General features: G+C 76.0%; 12 protein-coding genes. 6 read left to right on the forward strand and 6 right to left on the reverse strand.

The genetic code is table 11. From position 1 onward, the window contains the following. Nucleotide 1: 1 nt before the first annotated feature. The 4 genes from ADEH_RS09860 (at nt 2) to ADEH_RS09875 (ending at nt 5,296) form a co-directional block, all read left to right on the forward strand. Nucleotides 2-1,867 carry an ABC transporter ATP-binding protein gene (locus ADEH_RS09860; RefSeq protein WP_011420951.1) on the forward strand — a complete coding sequence of 622 codons (1,866 nt, stop codon included), beginning with the start codon at nt 2-4 and terminating at the stop codon, nt 1,865-1,867. A 3-nt stretch (nt 1,868-1,870) separates the two neighbouring features. Continuing rightward, a complete protein-coding gene (locus ADEH_RS09865; RefSeq protein ID WP_011420952.1) occupies nt 1,871-2,476 on the forward strand; it encodes a class I SAM-dependent methyltransferase in 606 nt (201 codons plus the stop codon). A gap of 9 nt (nt 2,477-2,485) precedes the next feature. After that, nucleotides 2,486-3,709 carry a hypothetical protein gene (locus tag ADEH_RS09870; RefSeq protein ID WP_011420953.1) on the forward strand — a complete coding sequence of 408 codons (1,224 nt, stop codon included), beginning with the start codon at nt 2,486-2,488 and terminating at the stop codon, nt 3,707-3,709. 66 nt (nt 3,710-3,775) lie between these two features. Then, on the forward strand, nt 3,776-5,296 hold the full coding sequence (locus tag ADEH_RS09875) for a hypothetical protein (RefSeq protein WP_011420954.1): 1,521 nt from the start codon (nt 3,776-3,778) through the stop codon (nt 5,294-5,296). Nucleotide 5,297: 1 nt separating this feature from the next. On the opposite strand, the gene ADEH_RS09880 is transcribed toward ADEH_RS09875, so the two are convergent. The 6 genes from ADEH_RS09880 to ADEH_RS09905 form a co-directional block, all read right to left on the reverse strand. After that, nucleotides 5,298-6,359, reverse strand: a complete 1,062-nt coding sequence (locus tag ADEH_RS09880) for an RluA family pseudouridine synthase (protein ID WP_011420955.1) — start codon at nt 6,357-6,359, stop codon at nt 5,298-5,300. Beyond that, on the reverse strand, nt 6,356-6,622 hold the full coding sequence (locus ADEH_RS09885) for a hypothetical protein (RefSeq protein WP_041453476.1): 267 nt from the start codon (nt 6,620-6,622) through the stop codon (nt 6,356-6,358). The genes ADEH_RS09880 and ADEH_RS09885 overlap by 4 nt, the downstream gene beginning before the upstream one ends. A 302-nt stretch (nt 6,623-6,924) precedes the next feature. Further along, nucleotides 6,925-7,797, reverse strand: coding sequence for a helix-turn-helix domain-containing protein (locus tag ADEH_RS09890; protein ID WP_011420957.1), 873 nt, complete (start codon nt 7,795-7,797; stop codon nt 6,925-6,927). A 1-nt stretch (nt 7,798) separates the two neighbouring features. Further along, entirely contained in the window at nt 7,799-8,797 is a 999-nt protein-coding gene (locus ADEH_RS09895; RefSeq protein ID WP_011420958.1) for a P-loop NTPase, read from the reverse strand. 26 nt (nt 8,798-8,823) lie between these two features. Beyond that, nucleotides 8,824-9,420: an HNH endonuclease gene (locus tag ADEH_RS09900; protein ID WP_041453477.1), complete on the reverse strand. Its 597-nt coding sequence runs from the start codon at nt 9,418-9,420 to the stop codon at nt 8,824-8,826. 102 nt (nt 9,421-9,522) lie between these two features. Further along, nucleotides 9,523-11,775, reverse strand: a complete 2,253-nt coding sequence (locus tag ADEH_RS09905; protein WP_011420960.1) for a transglycosylase SLT domain-containing protein — start codon at nt 11,773-11,775, stop codon at nt 9,523-9,525. A gap of 185 nt (nt 11,776-11,960) precedes the next feature. Here ADEH_RS09905 and ADEH_RS09910 point away from each other — a divergent pair, with 185 nt between their 5' ends. Together ADEH_RS09910 and ADEH_RS09915 are read left to right on the forward strand one after the other, a co-directional pair. Beyond that, a complete protein-coding gene (locus tag ADEH_RS09910; RefSeq protein ID WP_011420961.1) occupies nt 11,961-14,204 on the forward strand; it encodes a sensor histidine kinase in 2,244 nt (747 codons plus the stop codon). Between the two features lie 34 nt (nt 14,205-14,238). Further along, on the forward strand, nt 14,239-15,660 hold the full coding sequence (locus ADEH_RS09915) for a sigma-54-dependent transcriptional regulator (RefSeq protein WP_011420962.1): 1,422 nt from the start codon (nt 14,239-14,241) through the stop codon (nt 15,658-15,660).

The following is a 15,660-nucleotide window of genomic DNA, read 5'->3' on the forward strand; positions in this document are numbered from 1 at the left end:
GGTGACCCCGCGCCACGCCCGCCCTCCCCGCCCCACCGCCGACGCCTCGCTCCGGGGCCGGATCGCGGGCGCCCGGACCGTGTTCCGGCAGGTGCCGGGCACGCTGCGGCTGGTGTGGGACACCGACCGCCGCAGCGCGCTGGCGGTGGCGGCGCTGACGCTGGTCTCGGCCCTGCTGCCCGCCGCGGTCGCCTGGGTCGGCAAGCTCATCGTGGACGGCGTGGTGGCCTCCGCCCGCAGCGGCCTCGCCGCGGATCGGGTGCGCGTGCTGTGGCTCGTCGCCGCGGAGGCCGGGCTGATGGGCCTCCAGCTGGCGCTCGCCCGGCTCCTCGGGATGCTCCGCGAGCTGATGCGCGCCGGCGTCGGCAACGTCATCAACGAGCGCATCCTGGAGAAGGCGGTCGAGCTCGAGCTCCGGCACTTCGAGGACGCCGAGGTCTACGACAAGATGCAGAACGCCCGGCGGGAGGCCTCCGCCCGGCCGCTGTCCCTCGCCATGCAGGCGTTCGCCATCGGGCAGAACGCCGTCACGCTCGCCGCGCTGTCCGGGCTGCTGCTCCGCCTCTCCCCGGCGAGCGTGCTCGTCATCGTCGCCGCGTCGATCCCGGCGTTCGTCGCCGAGGCGCGCCTCTCGGCCGAGTCGTTCCGGGTGAACACCTGGCGCGCACCCGAGGGGCGCAAGCTCAACTACCTCGAGTGGATCCTGACCCGCGACAGCCACGTCAAGGAGGTGAAGCTGTTCGGGCTGGGCCCGCTGGTGCTGGGGCGCTACCGGGCGCTGTTCCGCAAGTTCTTCGAGGAGGACCGGCGCATCGCCATCCGCCGCATGCGCGCCGGCGTGGCGTTCGGGCTGGTCTCGCTGGCCGCCTTCTACGGCATGTACGCGCTCATGGCGGGCCGCGCCGCCCAGGGCGCCATCACGCTCGGCGACCTCACGCTCTACATCGCGGTCTTCCGGCAGGGCCAGGGGGCGGTGCAGGCCATCCTCTCCGCCATGGGCGGCATGTACGAGGACGCGCTGTTCATGTCCAATCTGTTCGACTTCCTCGGCATCCCGACCGGCGGCGAGGCGCCGCGGGTCCGGCCGGCCCTGTCGCCGCCGCGGGGCCGCCCCGGCGCGCTCGAGCTGCGCGACGTGTCCTTCCGCTACCCGGGCCAGCAGGAGTGGGCGCTCCGGAACGTCACGCTCACGCTGGCGCCGGGCGAGAAGCTGGGCCTGGTCGGCGAGAACGGCGCGGGGAAGAGCACGCTGGTGAAGCTGCTGCTGCGGCTCTACGAGCCCACCGAGGGCGCCATCCTGTACGGCGGGGTGGACCTGCGCGACATGGACCCGGCCGACCTGCGCGGCCGGATCGGCGCGGTGTTCCAGGACTTCGTGCGCTACCAGTTCACGGCCGCCGAGAACATCGGCCTCGGCAACCCGCTCCACGTGGACGACCGGCCCCGCATCGAGGAGGCGGCCCGCCGCGGCGGCGCCGAGCCGGTCATCGACGCGCTGCCGCAGCGCTACGACACCGTCCTGGGCGGCTGGTTCGAGCGCGGCCACGAGATCTCCGCCGGGCAGTGGCAGAAGCTGGCCATCGCGCGGGCGTTCATGCGCGAGGCGGAGGTGCTCATCCTCGACGAGCCGACCGCGTCCATCGACGCGGAGGCCGAGCACGAGCTGTTCCACCGCTTCCAGGCGCTCGCCGCCCACCGCTCCGCCATCGTCATCTCCCACCGGTTCTCGACGGTCCGGATCGCCGACCGCATCGGCGTGCTGCACGGCGGCCGCCTCGAGGAGCTCGGCACGCACCAGGAGCTGATCGCGCGGGACGGCCGCTACGCCCACCTGTTCCACCTGCAGGCGCAGGGCTACCTGGACTGACCGATGCGCGGCCTCGAGCAGATCCCCTGGCTCTACGACCTCGGCCTCACGCTCGCGGAGCGCGGGGTGGTGGGGCGCTGGCGGCGGTGGCTCGCCGGCGGGGCCCGGGGCCGGACGCTCGACCTCGGCACCGGGACCGGCCGCAACCTGCCGCTCGCGCCGGGCGAGGTGCGCATCCTGGCGCTCGATCCCCACCCGCAGAACCTGGCCCGGGCCCGGCGCCGGGGCCCGGGCGTGCCGATGGTCCGGGCGAAGGCCGAGGCGCTGCCCTTCCGCGACGGGGCGTTCGACACCGTGCTGTGCGCGTTGGTGCTGTGCAGCGTGGAGGACCCGCCGCGCGCGCTCGCCGAGCTGCGGCGCGTGCTCCGGCCCGGCGGCGACCTGCGCGCGATGGAGCACGTCCGCCCGGCGGGCCTCGCGGGCCGGATCCACGACGTCCTCCAGCCGGCCTGGACCTGGGTGACCGGCGGCTGCCATCCGAACCGCGACACCGAGCGGACCATCGCCGAGGCCGGCTTCGAGCTCGTCCCGTCCAGCCGGGAGGCCCGCGGCAACCTGCGCCGGCTGGAGGCGCGCGCGCCCCTGTCGCGCGGGACCGACTCCCGGTAACGTCGTCGCGTGCGCCCCGTCCGACGCCTCCGCCCGCTGCGCGCCCTCGCCGCGGCGCTGCTCGCCGCGGTCGCGGTCGCAGCGACGGCCGGCGAGCCGCCGGAGCCGGACGCGCCGCCCGCGGCGGCGCCGTCCACGCCCGCGCCGCCGACCGCCGAGGTGCCGCCCGCGCCCGCGCCATCGCCGGCCGCCGAGGCCGCCCCCGAGGCGGCGCCGGCGCCGCCGCCCGATCCCTCCGTCCCGCCCAAGGACACCTCCCCGCCCGCCTACGCCGAGGACACCTGGCTCGACGTCGGCCACGCCTTCCTCGAGGAGCGGCTGTTCGCGCCGGTGCTGGTGCTCGACCGGTTCTTCTCCGACGAGCGCGACCTCGAGGCCGAGCGCGCCCGCTCCTTCCTCCGCGTCCGCAACGCGCTCCGGGTCCACCAGTACGGCACGCCCGCGTACGCGCTCGACGTGCGGGCGAGCCTGCGGCTGCCCGGGCTGAACCGGAGGCTGGAGCGGCTCCGCCTCGTGATCGTCGGCCAGGCCGAGGACGTGGTGAACGGGTTCTACCCGGAGCTCACCGGCGCGACGCCGCTCGGCCCGAACCAGCAGGGCGCCGCCAACGCGGAGCTGCGCTACGGCGCCTGGGACGGCCTCTACTCGCACGTGGACCTCGGCGCGGGCCTCCTGCTCGAGCTGCCGGTCGGCGCGTTCGGCCGGGTGCGCTACCGGGCGTCGGTCCCGCTGGGCCGGTGGGTGCTGGGCCGCATGGCGCTGGCCGGGTTCTGGCGCACCGACACGCGGCTCGGTACCTCGCTCGACGCCTCGGTCGAGCGCCCGCTCGGATCCATCGCGCTCCTCCGGCTCGCCGGCACCTCGCGGCTCACCCAGCGCAGCCGCGGGATCGAGTGGGGCTCGGAGCTGGCCGGCCTCCGCGCGCTCGGCCCGCGGACGGCCGTGTCGCTGGCGGCCTCGGTGGAGGGCGCCACCGACGCGCCGTCGGACGTGGACCGCTACCGCGTGTACGCCCGCTTGCGGCGCGACCTCTACCGCCGCTGGATCTTCTACGAGCTGGAGCCGGAGGTGGCCTGGCCGTGGGAGGCCGAGCGCGGCGGGCGCTTCCGCGAGTACGCCGTCACCTTCCGGCTCGAGGTGCAGCTCCAGGGCAGCGAGCCGCCGGTCGAGCCGCCCGCCGAGCTGCCCGAGCCGCGCGACCCGCCCCACCTCCGGCCGGCGCGCACGCCCTAGCCGCGCTCCCGCGTCGGGAGGGGGGGCTTGCGGAGGCGCCCGGCGGCGCGCGTACCATCGCGGGTCATGCGGTCACCCCCGGCCGCCGCGTCCTTGCCGCTCGTGCTCGCCGCGCTGCTCGCGCAGGCGTGCGCGGCGCCTGCGCGCACCTTCCGCTGCCCGGCGCACGGCGGCGCCCCGTGGCGCGAGCTCACCAGCGACCACTTCGTGCTGCGCACCGACCTGCGCGCGCCGGAGGCCGCCGCCCTGGTCGCGCGCCTGGAGCGGCTGCGCGCCGGGGTCGCGGCCACGCTCGGCGCGCCGGCGCCCGGCACGCCCGCGTCCGAGGACGACGCGCGCGTCGAGGTGATCGCCTTCCGCACCGACCAGGAGTACCGCCCGTTCGCGCCCGACGGCGCGGAGGGCTACTACCTGCGCTACGCCGGCGGGCCGCCGCGCATCGTGCTGTCGGGCGCGATCGACCGGCGCCAGCGCGCGCTCCTCGCGCACGAGCTGACGCACCACTACCTCGCCGGCGCGCTCCGGCGGCAGCCGCGCTGGTTCGCCGAGGGGCTGGCGGTCTACATGGAGTCGCTCGGCGACGACCCGGGCGTGCGCGCGCTGCACGTGGGCGCGCCCCCCGCCGATCGGCTGGCGCGGGCCCGCGCCTCCCCGGTCCCGGTGCGCGAGCTGCTGGCGTGGGACGGCGGCCCGGGCCGGCGGCCGGCGCTCGACGAGTACGCCGCGAGCTGGCTGCTGGTGCACTGGCTGGCGCACCGCCGGCCCGAGGCGTTCGGCGAGCTGGAGCGGCGCCTGGCCGAGGGCGAGGCGCCGGCGCGGGCCTGGACCGCGGCGCTGCCGGATCTCGATCCGTCCGCGCCCGGCGCGCTGGAGCGGCTCGACCGGACGCTCGCGGACTACGCCCGCGGGCCGCTCGAGGCGCGGCGGCGCGAGGCGGACGTGCCGGTGGCGGTCGGGTACTTCGAGCGCGCGGTCGCGCCGGTCGAGGTGCACGCGCTCCGGCTGGCGCTGTGGCAGCTCGGGCCGCGCAAGGGCCGGGCCGCGCTGGAGGACGAGGTGCGCGAGGCGCTGCTGGAGGATCCGGCGCACCCCATCGCGCTCCAGTACCTCGCCGCCATGGACAAGCTCGACCCGGCCAGGCTGGCGCGCCGCTCGGTGGCCGCCCACCCGGACGACCCGCGGGCGTGGACGTTCCTCGCCTCGGCGCTCGACGGCGAGGAGCAGGCCGGCGCGCGCGAGGCCGCGCTCCGCCGCGCCGCGGACCTCGCGCCCACGAACCCGGCCGCGCTCTACAACCTCGCGCAGGAGCTGCTCGGGCGCGGCCGCTCCGGCGAGGGGCTGCCGTTCGCGCGCCGCGCCGCGCAGCTCGCGCCGTGGAGCGCGTCGGTGCTGGCCGGGTACGCCGCGGTGCTGTCCGACCTGGGGCGCTGCGGCGAGGCCATCCCGCTGCAGCAGCGCGCGCTCGACGCGCTGCCGGAGCGCGAGCCGGCCGACGCGCGCCGGGAGCTGCTGCGCGGCCTCGATCGCTACGCGCTGCAGTGCCAGCTCGCCCGGCGCCTCGAGCCGGCCGCGGCCCCGCGGCCCTGAGCTAACGGCGGCGCCGGGGCGCGGGGCCCGCGTTCCCGGGCTGCGCCGCGCGCAGGATCTCGAGCGCCGCGCGCAGGTCGGCCGGGACCGGCGCCTCCACCACGAGGCGCCGCCCGGTGCGCGGGTGGTCGAGGCCGAGCCGCAGCGCGTGCAGCGCCTGGCGCCCCACCGCCTCCGCCGCGCGCCGCGCGGGATCGTCGGGCGCGAGCCGGGCCTCGCGGCGGGTCCCGCCGTAGACCGCGTCCCCGAGCAGCGGGTGGCCCGCCTCGGAGAGGTGGACGCGGATCTGGTGCGTGCGGCCGGTGTGCAGCGTCACCTCGGCGAGCGAGGCAGCCGGGCCGAACGCCTCGCGCACCCGCCACTCGGTGATCGCCCGGCGCGAGGACGCCAGCCGGCCGGTGAAGCGCAGCCGGTCGCGCGGGTGGCGGCCGTAGGGCGTGTCGAGCCGGCCCGCCGCCGCGAGCGCGCCGTGGCACAGCGCCAGGTACACCTTCTCGACCGAGCGGCCCTTCCACTGCGCCTGGAGCGCCGCGAGCGCCGCCTCGGTCTTCGCGACCACCAGGCAGCCCGAGGTGTCCTTGTCGAGCCGGTGGACCAGGCCGAGCCGCGGCAGCGCGCCGTCGGGCCCGGCGGCGGCCGGCAGCCCGAGCCGGTGGAGGAGCGCGTTCACGACGGTCGAGTGCGGCGTGCCGCGCGCCGGGTGCACCACCATCCCGGGCGCCTTGTCGAGCACGATGAGGTCGGCGTCCTCGTGCAGCACCGCGAGCGGCAGGTCCTGCGCGACCAGCCCGCTCGGCTCGGGCGGCGGGATCTCGAGCGCGATCGCCTCGCCGCCGCGGAGCCGCGCGGACGCCTTCGCGGCGCGGCCGTCCACCTGGACCCTCCCCGCCTCCACCAGGCGCTGGACGCGGGCGCGGGAGAGCTCGGGCGCGAGCCGGACCAGCGCCGCGTCGAGGCGCGCGCCGGCCAGCTCCGGGGGGACGTGCAGGGTGCGCCGGTCGGGCGTCTCGCCGGCTTCGGCGGGGGCGGATCCGGGCTCCGCGCGCGGCGGGGGCCGCGTCACCAGATGCGGGACTTCACGTGCCCCTTGGACTTCAGGATCACGTCCACGATGGCCCGGTCGTAGAAGTTGGTGCGGCCGTAGAGGTCCGGCGAGACGCGCGAGCGGTACAGCTCGCGGCCCTCCTCCAGCTCCTCGCGCAGCGCGTCGAAGAAGTTGTCCTGCTCGATGCCGCGGACGATCTTCTCCTCGTTGTAGAGGGAGACGTCGGAGCAGATCGCCCGCGCCAGGCGCGTGGCGGCCTCGGGTGAGTCGATGAGCGGCATACGGGGCGGATCGTACGCCGGCTTCCCGGGGTGGTCAACGATGCGGCCCGCACGCACCGTGGAACCGTCGGCTCCGGCCGCTCATCCCGACCCTTCGACTCCGTCCGCTCATCCCGAGCGTAGGCCGGGGCCCCTCGACTCCGGGCCGCTCCGCGGCCCTACGCTCGGGGTGAGCGGGACGATCGGGGCACGGCCGGAGTCGAGAGACGCTCGGGGTGAGCGGGCCGATCGGGGCACGGCCGGAGTCGAGGGACGCTCGGGGTGAGCGGGACGATCGGGGCACGGCCGGAGTCGAGGGACGCTCAGCGCGGCCGGGGCGCGCCGGGGCCGGGGGTCGCGGCGGCGACGCGCTCGAGGTAGGAGCGCGCCACCTTCTGGCCGTCGAGGCGCAGCTCGCGCGCCATGCTGAGCAGGATGCCGCGCAGGTAGACCGGCGCGGGCAGCAGCCCGAAGCGGTCTCCCTCGATGTTCTCGATGTGGTGACGGGTGACCTTGATGCGCTCCGAGAGCTGCTGGAGCGTGATCCCGCGCGCCTCGCGGAGACGCCGGAGCACCTCGCCGGTCCAGGCGGTGGCGTCGGGCGCCGGCGCGCCGCCCGGGGCCGCCGCGGCCACCAGCGGGATGGGCTCGGGCGCCGCCTGCGAGGGCAGCGGCACCGGCGTCATGGCCGGACCGCTCACCTCTCGCCGGAGCGGGATGGGAGGCGGCCTCGCCGGGAGCGGCGGCGGCTCGGGCGCGGGCGGCGGGGTCGGCGCCGACGCGCCGGCGGCGTGGCCCGGACGCAGCGGCCAGGACTCCTCGGCGCTCGCCTCGGCCTCGCGCAGGGCCTCCTCGCGGTCCGGCTGCGGCACGAGCGGGAGCACGCGCGCGGGCTGCGGCCACCGGGCGCCGGCCTCGGCCTCGGCGGTCTCGGCGTTCGCGGCGCCGGAGCGGTCGCCGAGCAGGTCGTCGTAGCGCCGCCGCGCGTCCGGGTCGAGGAGCGTGGACTGCGCCTCCTCGATCCGGCGCGTGAGCAGCGACGCCTCCTCGCTCGACATCAGCGTGTAGGTCGCGATCGAGCCCGGCCCGTACAGCGCGCGGGCGCGCTCCACCGCCTCGGCGATGTCGCGCGACGACGCGTCGGGCGGGACCTCCAGGATCTCGTACAGGGTCTGGTCTGCGAGCCGCTTCAACACCTCAAGCCTCGTGCCGCGCCGCGATGTCGAGCGCCAGCAGCGCGTCGGCGATCCCGGCGAAGGCCTTGGCGGCCCGGACGTCGGGTCGCTCGACGAGCAGCGGGCGGCGCGCGCGGAGCGTACGCCACATCTCGTCGTCGTAGGGGATGAACCCGAGATAGTCCATCTCGAGCCCGAAGTACTTGCGCCACGCCGCCACCACGGCCTTGCCGACGTCGGCGTCCTGCGGCGTGCGCGCCTCGTTCACCACCAGCCGCGGCCGGAACGCGGCGAGCTGCCGGGCCAGGTTCGCGCCGGCCTCGGGATCGCGCTGGCTCACGGTGGTCACCAGCTCCACCGGGCTGCGGAAGTTGCCGCCGGCCATCACGGTCCGGAGCAGCGACTCGTACCCGTACACCTGCGCGACGTTCCGCATCCGCCGCCAGAACGCCGCCTTCACGAACCGGTACGCGTTCTCGACCGCGGTCGGCTCCGGCACCAGCACCAGCACGCCGTGGTCGGCCACCAGGAAGAAGTCGAGCACGTTCGTGTGCGTGCCGGCCCCGAGGTCGAGGATGGCGTAGTCCACGTCGAGCTGCTGGATGTGGCGCAGCAGCCGCATCTTCTGGGCGTAGGGCGGGTTGGCGGCGTCGAGGTGGTCGAGCGCGCCGGAGACCAGCCCCAGGTTCTCGATGCCGGTCGGCGTGACCACGTCGTCGATGCGCGGCACGCGCCGCTCGATGAAGTCGGACAGCGTCCGCTGCGGCACGTCCAGGCCCAGCGTGGTGTGCAGGTTCGCGCCGCCCAGGTCGGCGTCCACCAGCACCACCCGCCGGCGGCGCCGGGCCAGCTCGATGCCGAGGTTCGCGGAGATGAGGCTCTTGCCGATGCCGCCCTTGCCGCCGCCGACCGCGACGATGCGCCGGGCGCGGGTCGCGTCCGGGCGCGGGCCGGCCGGCCGGTGCGCGGGCTCCGGCTCCGGAACGGTCCTCACCAGCTTGAGCGTCGGGACGTCGCCCATCGCCTCATCCTAATCCGAAAGGACGACTACTCCAACAGCTCGGCGTTCCAGTATGCGGCGTCGGCCAGGGACAGGAAAGGCCGCCACTCGCGATACAGCGCCCGCCGCGCCCGGCTGCGGAACGTGGGCGTCCAGCGCGGCCGGGCCGGCTGGCGCAGCAGCCGCATCCCGGCCTCCTCCGGCGTCCGCCCGCCCTTCCGCAGGTTGCAGCGCACGCACGAGCAGACGACGTTCTCCCACGTGGTGGACCCGCCGCGCGAGCGCGGGACCACGTGATCCAGGTTCAGCTCCGCGCGGCGGAAGCGCCGGCCGCAGTACTGGCAGGTGTTCTCGTCGCGCGCGTAGATGTTGAAGCGGGAGAAGCGCACGCGCGCCCGCGGCAGGTGCTCGTAGGCGAGCAGCACGATCACCCGCGGCACCCGGATGCGCCGTCCCACCGTGCCCACCGAGTCCTGGCCCGCGGCGGCGGCCAGCGCGCTCCAGCTCTCGAAGTCGAACAGCTGGAACTGCTCGTCGAGCGCCTTCGCCACCCCTTGGTACAGCAGCGTGAACGCGCGCCGCACCGAGGTGATGTGTACCGGCTGGTAAACCCGGTTGAGGACGAGGACGCCGGTTTCGAGCATCGCTGTTCGGAAGATCATACGCGGCGGCCCCGGCGGCCGCACGCGGGCCCGGGGGCGCGGATCGCCGCGGCCCCGTGGGGCGCCGCGCGCCCCTCCTCCGGGTCAGCCCTTCCCGCCGGCGCGGCGGAGCAGCCCCAGGGACGCCTCCTCGGGCGCGCCGTAGAGCAGCCGGTACGCGGCGTAGGACCGGAGCACGCGCTTCACGTAGCCGCGCGTCTCCTCCACCGGGATCTCCTCCACGAACTCGTCCACGTCGAGCCCGTCGCGCCCGCCCATCCAGCGCCGGACCGCGCCGCCGCCGGCGTTGTACGCGGCGAGCGCGAGCGGGAGCGAGCCGTCGAACCGGCGCACCAGCTCGCCCAGGTAGTGCGAGCCGAGGCGGATGTTGAGCGAGGCGCGCATGAGATCGGTCCGCGTCGGCCGCGAGAGCTTCAGGCCCTTCGCCACCGACTGCGCGGTGGGGAGCATGAGCTGGGTGAGGCCGACCGCGCCGGCGCCGGACATGGCGCGCGGGTCGAGCGCGCTCTCCTCGCGCATGAGCGCCTGCACCAGCTCGACCGGCACGCCGGCGGGCGCCGCCCAGCGGCGCACGTCGTCGCGATAGGCCGGCGGGTACGCGATCCGCCAGGCGCGCAGGTTCTCGCCCTCGGGCGGCTTGCGGAGCGCGCCGCGCGCGCGGGTGCGCAGCAGGTTGTGCGCGGCGCGGTGGTCGCCGGCGCGATCGAGCAGGTCGGCCACCAGCAGCACCGGCTCGGGCGCGTCGCCGGGCGCGCGCAGCCGCGCGGCGGGGATCGCCGACAGCTCCTCGGACGCCGCGCGCGGCAGGCCCATGCGCAGCAGCAGCAGGCCGGCCCGGAAGTGCGGCTCCTCGCGGAGCTGGCCCGGGTCGTAGGCGGCCTCGGCGGTGCCGCCGGCCGGCGCCGCGCGGCGCGCCGGGAGGCGCTGGCCGCCGTGGCCGTCCAGGCGGGCCCGCGCGAGCAGGCCGTAGTAGTCGGTGGGGTAGCGCGAGGCGAGGTCGGTGAACACCGCCTCGGCGGCCCGGCGCCCGTCCTCGCCGCGCGCGGCGAGCAGCCGGGCGCGCCAGTACGCCGCCCGCGCGTGCTCGTAGCCGTCGCGGCCAGCCTGCTCCTCCTCGACCGCGAGCAGCTGCGCGACCGCGCCGTCGAGATCGCCCGCCTGCTTCAGCAGCCACGCGAGCCGGAAGCGCGCCTCCTCGCGGTAGTCGCCGCCCGGGTGGTCCCGCACCAGCGCCGCCAGCGCCTCGCGCGCCTCCTGCGGCTTGCCGTTCCGCGCCAGCAGGTCCGCGGCGAAGAACAGCGCGTCGTCGGCGAAGGCGTGGCCGGCGAAGTCGCGCGCGAGCTGGCGGTAGAGCGCCACCGCCTCGTCGCGGTCCCCGGAGATCGAGGACGCGCCGGCGAGCAGGTACAGCGACCGGACCCGCAGCCCCTCGTCCTCGCAGCCCGCCACCACCGGGCGCAGCGTGGCGATCGCCTGCCGGTAGCTGCGCTCCTTGCGGTAGGCGCGCCCCAGCGCGGCGCGGGCGCGGCAGGCGGCGCCGCCGAGGTCGTCGGGGCGGAGCGCCGCCACCGCGGGCTCGAGCAGCGCCAGCGCCTGGCCGTTGCGGTTCGCGTCGAGCAGCCCCTCCGCGCGCCGCAGCGCCTCCTCGGCCGAGGGCGGCCCCCCGTGCGGCGCGGCCAGCGCGGCCGCCGCGGAGAGGCACTCCGCCGACTCCGGCGCGAGCGGGTGCGCCGTCCAGCACGCCATCAGGTCGCGCCGCGCGCCGGCGGGGTCCGGCGGCCGGGCCGCGGCCCGGATGCGGCCCGCGAGCAGGAGCGCGGAGGCGGCGAGGTCGGGCCGGGAGAGGTCGTTCGGCGCGCCCTCGCGCAGCAGCGGCGCGAGCGCCTCCAGCGCGGCCGCGCCCTCGCCGAGCGCCCACGCGGCGCGCGCCCGCGACAGCCGCGCCTCGGCGCCGAGCAGCGACCGGTCCGGCACCTGCGCCCACGCCGCCATCGCCTCGCGCGGGCGCCCCGCGCCGGCGAGCGCCTCGCCGCGCAGGAAGCTCACCCGATCGGCGAGGTCGGGCACCTGCTCCTCGAGGCCGGCCAGGACCTTCAGCGCCTCCTCGGGCCGCGGGACCTCGAGGAGCGCCAGCGCGCGGACGTAGCGCGCCTCCGGCTCGGGCGCCTTCGCCAGCCGGGCGGCGGCGTCGGCCCAGCGCCCGGCGTCGTAGGCGGCCTTGCCCTCCGCGGCGGGGCCCTTGCGGAACAGCGGCGCGAGGTCGGCCTCGCGGAGCGGCGGGGGCGTGGGGGTCGGGGCGGCGGCGAGGAGGCAGGCGGTGAGCGCGGCGGTGAGCATCGGTCCGTGGGACAGAGTGGGACCCGGGGGAGGCGCGGTCAAGGGACCGTCCGCCCGCCGGGGCGGGCGGGGGCGCGCCGCCCGGGCGCACCGGGAGGAACGGCCGGGGCGGCGGGCGGATTCCCTCCCCGGCCGGCGTGCGCCCGTGCGGTGCGCAGCGCCGAAAAGGGTTAGGATCGGCGCGCGTGGACATCCGCACCCAGGCCACCCTGCTCGCCGCGATCGTGACGCTGGCCCTCGCGGCGGCGGCGCTGCTCCGCGACAACCGCTCCCGCGTCTTCACGCTGTTCGCGCTGTTCTCGGCCGACCTGTTCCTGTTCTCGCTGGCGCTGTTCTTCCTGCGCTGGAAGCAGTCGTTCGGGATGGTGTGGTGGGAGCGGCTGGCCGTCGGGACCGGCGCGCTCATCCCGGCGGCGGCGCTCGCCTTCTTCCTCGAGTTCCTCGGGGTGGCGCGCCGGCCCGCCCGCCGCGCGCGGAACACCATGCTGGCGGGCTCGCTCTCCGGCATCGTGGTGGCGCTCACGCCGCTCGTCCACGTGAAGGCCGCCAAGCTCCTGGTCGCCGCGTACGTGCTGGGCGGCCTCGCGGCCGTGCTCTCCACCCTCTGGGGCAAGCGGCACGGCTCGCAGACCCGCGTCGAGCGCGCGCGCCTCCAGTACCTGTTCGTCGGCGCGCTGGTGGCGGTGGTCCTCTCGACCCTCGACATGCTGCCGCTGTTCGGCGTGCCCTACCCGCCGGAGGGGCTCGGGTCGATCGTCCTCACCGTCTTCATGTTCTTCCTGTCGCAGACGCTGCAGCGCCACCGGCTGCTCGACCTGCACGAGTTCCTCGGGAAGATCGTCGTCGTCACCGCGCTCGGCCTGGTGCTGGTGGCGATCTACGGCGGCCTGGTGTCGTGGGTGGGCGACCGGCCGGAGCTCTTCTACTTCAACACGGTGGTGGCCTCGTTCGTGATCCTCTCGCTGTTCGACCCGATGCGCGACAAGGTCGAGGAGTGGGTGGTCGCGACGCTGTTCCACGAGCGCTACGAGCTGGTGCGGCGCCTCGAGGACCTGCGCGAGCGGACCGGCAAGGTGATCGAGCCGGCCGGGCTCGCGGCGGTGGTGCTCGACGGGCTGGTGGAGACGCGCCGGGTCACCCACTGCTCGCTGTGGCTGCTCGCCGACGATCGCCCCGGGTACCGGCTGCTCGACTACCGCGGCCCGCCGCCGGCGCCGTTCCTCGAGCCGGCCACCGCGCGGGCGCTGCTGGGCGCCTCGTCCTCGGGCCAGAAGGCGATCCTGGCCGAGAACATCGACCGCCGCGTGTCGGAGCTGCGCGCGCTCCTCCCCACCGGCCCGGGCGACCACGTGAGCCGCCGCGGCGCCCCGGCCGCCATCGCCGAGGAGCTGAAGCGGCTCGGCGACGCGCGCGCGGTCATGGGCACCATGCGCGCCGGCATCACCATGCCGCTGCTGGCCGGCGACCGGGTGGTCGGGTTCCTGGCCTGCTGGGACGAGCGCGTGCAGGAGGCGTTCGCCTCGGACGAGATCGCCGCGCTCATCGAGGTGGCGGACCGCTGCGCGCTCGTCATCGAGAACTCGAAGCTGTACCAGCAGATGAAGGAGCGCGACCGCCTCGCGGCGCTGGGCGAGATGTCCGCGGGCCTGGCGCACGAGATCCGCAACCCGCTCGCCGCCATCAAGGCCGCCATCCAGTACCTCGACCCGCGCAAGGTCCCCGAGGACGACCGCGAGTTCTTCGAGATCGTGGTCGAGGAGGTGAACCGGCTGAACGGCGTGGTCAGCCAGTTCCTCGACTACTCGCGGCCGCTGAAGCCGTCGCTCGCGCCCACGCAGGTGAACGAGGTGCTGGAGAAGACGTTCAAGCTCCTGCAGGCCGAGGTCCCGGAGGCGGTCCGGCTCGACCTGGACCTGGCCGAGTGGCTGCCGCGGGTCCAGGCCGACGCGGAGCAGCTGAAGCAGGTGTTCCTGAACCTCGCGCTGAACGCGTTCCAGGCGATGCCGCGCGGCGGGCGCCTCACCGTCTCCACCCGGCTGGCCCGCGACGAGCTGGCGTTCTGGCGCGAGGGCGCGCGGCGCGCCGACCTGGTGGAGATCCGCTTCCGCGACACCGGCCCGGGCATCCCGGACGACGCGCGGGAGTCCATCTTCGTGCCCTTCTACACCACCAAGGAGAAGGGCACGGGGCTCGGCCTCGCCATCTGCCAGCGCATCGTGAAGGCGCAGCAGGGGACGATCGTGGTGCGCTCGGCCGCGGGCGAGGGCGCCGAGTTCCTCATCTCGCTGCCCGGCATCCACGAGGAGCGCCCGGCCGAGGCGCCGCGCCCGCCGCTCGACGACGAGGAGAAGGCCCGCGCCCGAGAGCGGCGCCGGGCCCGGGCCGAGGCGCGCCTCCGCGGCCGCAAGCGCCGGAAGAAGCACGCCTGATGCGTCCCCCTGCCCTTCCGTGATACGAGGCGCCGTGGCCCACGTCCTCATCGTAGACGACGAGGTGAACATCCGCCGGGTCCTCGCGGCCATGCTGAAGCGCGAGGGCTACGAGGTCACCACCGCGGCCGACGGCGAGCAGGCCCTCGGCGTGCTGCACCGCACGCCGGTGCACGTGGTGGTCACCGACCTGGTCATGCCGCGGGTGGGCGGGATGGAGCTCCTGCGCCGGGTCTCGCAGGACTTCCCCGACGTGCCGGTGATCCTCATCACCGCGCACGGCTCGGTGGACAGCGCGGTGGCGGCGCTCAAGGCCGGCGCGTTCGACTACATCACCAAGCCCTTCGAGCAGGACGAGCTGAAGAAGGTCATCGCCAAGGCGGCGCGCGCGCACGACCTGGAGCGCCAGAACCTGCACGCGATGCTGAACGAGGGCGACGGCCCGCCGCTCATCGGGCAGTCCCCGCCCATGCGCGCCATCTACGAGATGGTGGCGCGGGTGGCGGACTCGCCGTCCACGGTCCTCATCACCGGCGAGAGCGGCACCGGCAAGGAGCTCATCGCGAAGGCGCTGCACCGCGGCTCCTCCCGGCGCGACAAGCCGCTCATCAAGGTGAACTGCGCCGCCATCCCCAAGGACCTGGTGGAGAGCGAGCTGTTCGGCTACGAGCGCGGCGCGTTCACCGGCGCGGTCGGCTCGAAGCCCGGGCGCTTCGAGCTGGCGGACGGGGGCACGCTGTTCCTGGACGAGATCGGCGAGGTGCCGGTCGAGATGCAGGTGAAGCTGCTCCGCGCCATCCAGGAGTCCGAGTTCGAGCGCGTCGGCGGCATCAAGACCCTCCAGGTGGACGTGCGCCTCATCGCCGCCACCAACCGCGACCTGAAGCAGCTCATCGCGGACGGGCGCTTCCGCGAGGACCTGTACTACCGGCTGGCGGTGGTCCCCATCGCCCTGCCCCCGCTGCGCGACCGGCGCGAGGACGTGCCGCTGCTGGTCCGCCACTTCATCGAGAAGTACGACCAGCGCCTGGGCAAGAAGGTCGAGGGGATCGAGGGCGAGGCGCTGGAGCTGCTCGTGAACTACTCCTGGCCCGGGAACATCCGCGAGCTGGAGAACCTGATGGAGCGCTCGGTGCTGTTCGCCGACGGGCCCCTCATCCAGGCGAGCGCGCTCCCCGACGCGCTCCGCGAGAAGGGCGCGCAGGCCTCGGTCCCCATCGCCGCGGTGGGCCCGCTGGGCGCCATCGCCGCGCCGAGCGGCGCGTCCATGAAGGAGATCGTCCGCCAGGCCCAGGCCGAGCTGGAGCGCGAGCTCATCACGCGCGCGCTGGAGGAGACCGGCGGCAACGTCACCCGCGCCGCGAAGCGGCTCCAGATCAGCCGGAAGTCGCTGCAGGTGAAGATGAAGGAGCTGGGCCTGCGCGGCGCCGTGGACGTCGAGGACGAGCGGAGCTAG

It is taken from the genome of Anaeromyxobacter dehalogenans 2CP-C (genome assembly GCF_000013385.1).
GTDB lineage: Bacteria > Myxococcota > Myxococcia > Myxococcales > Anaeromyxobacteraceae > Anaeromyxobacter > Anaeromyxobacter dehalogenans_B.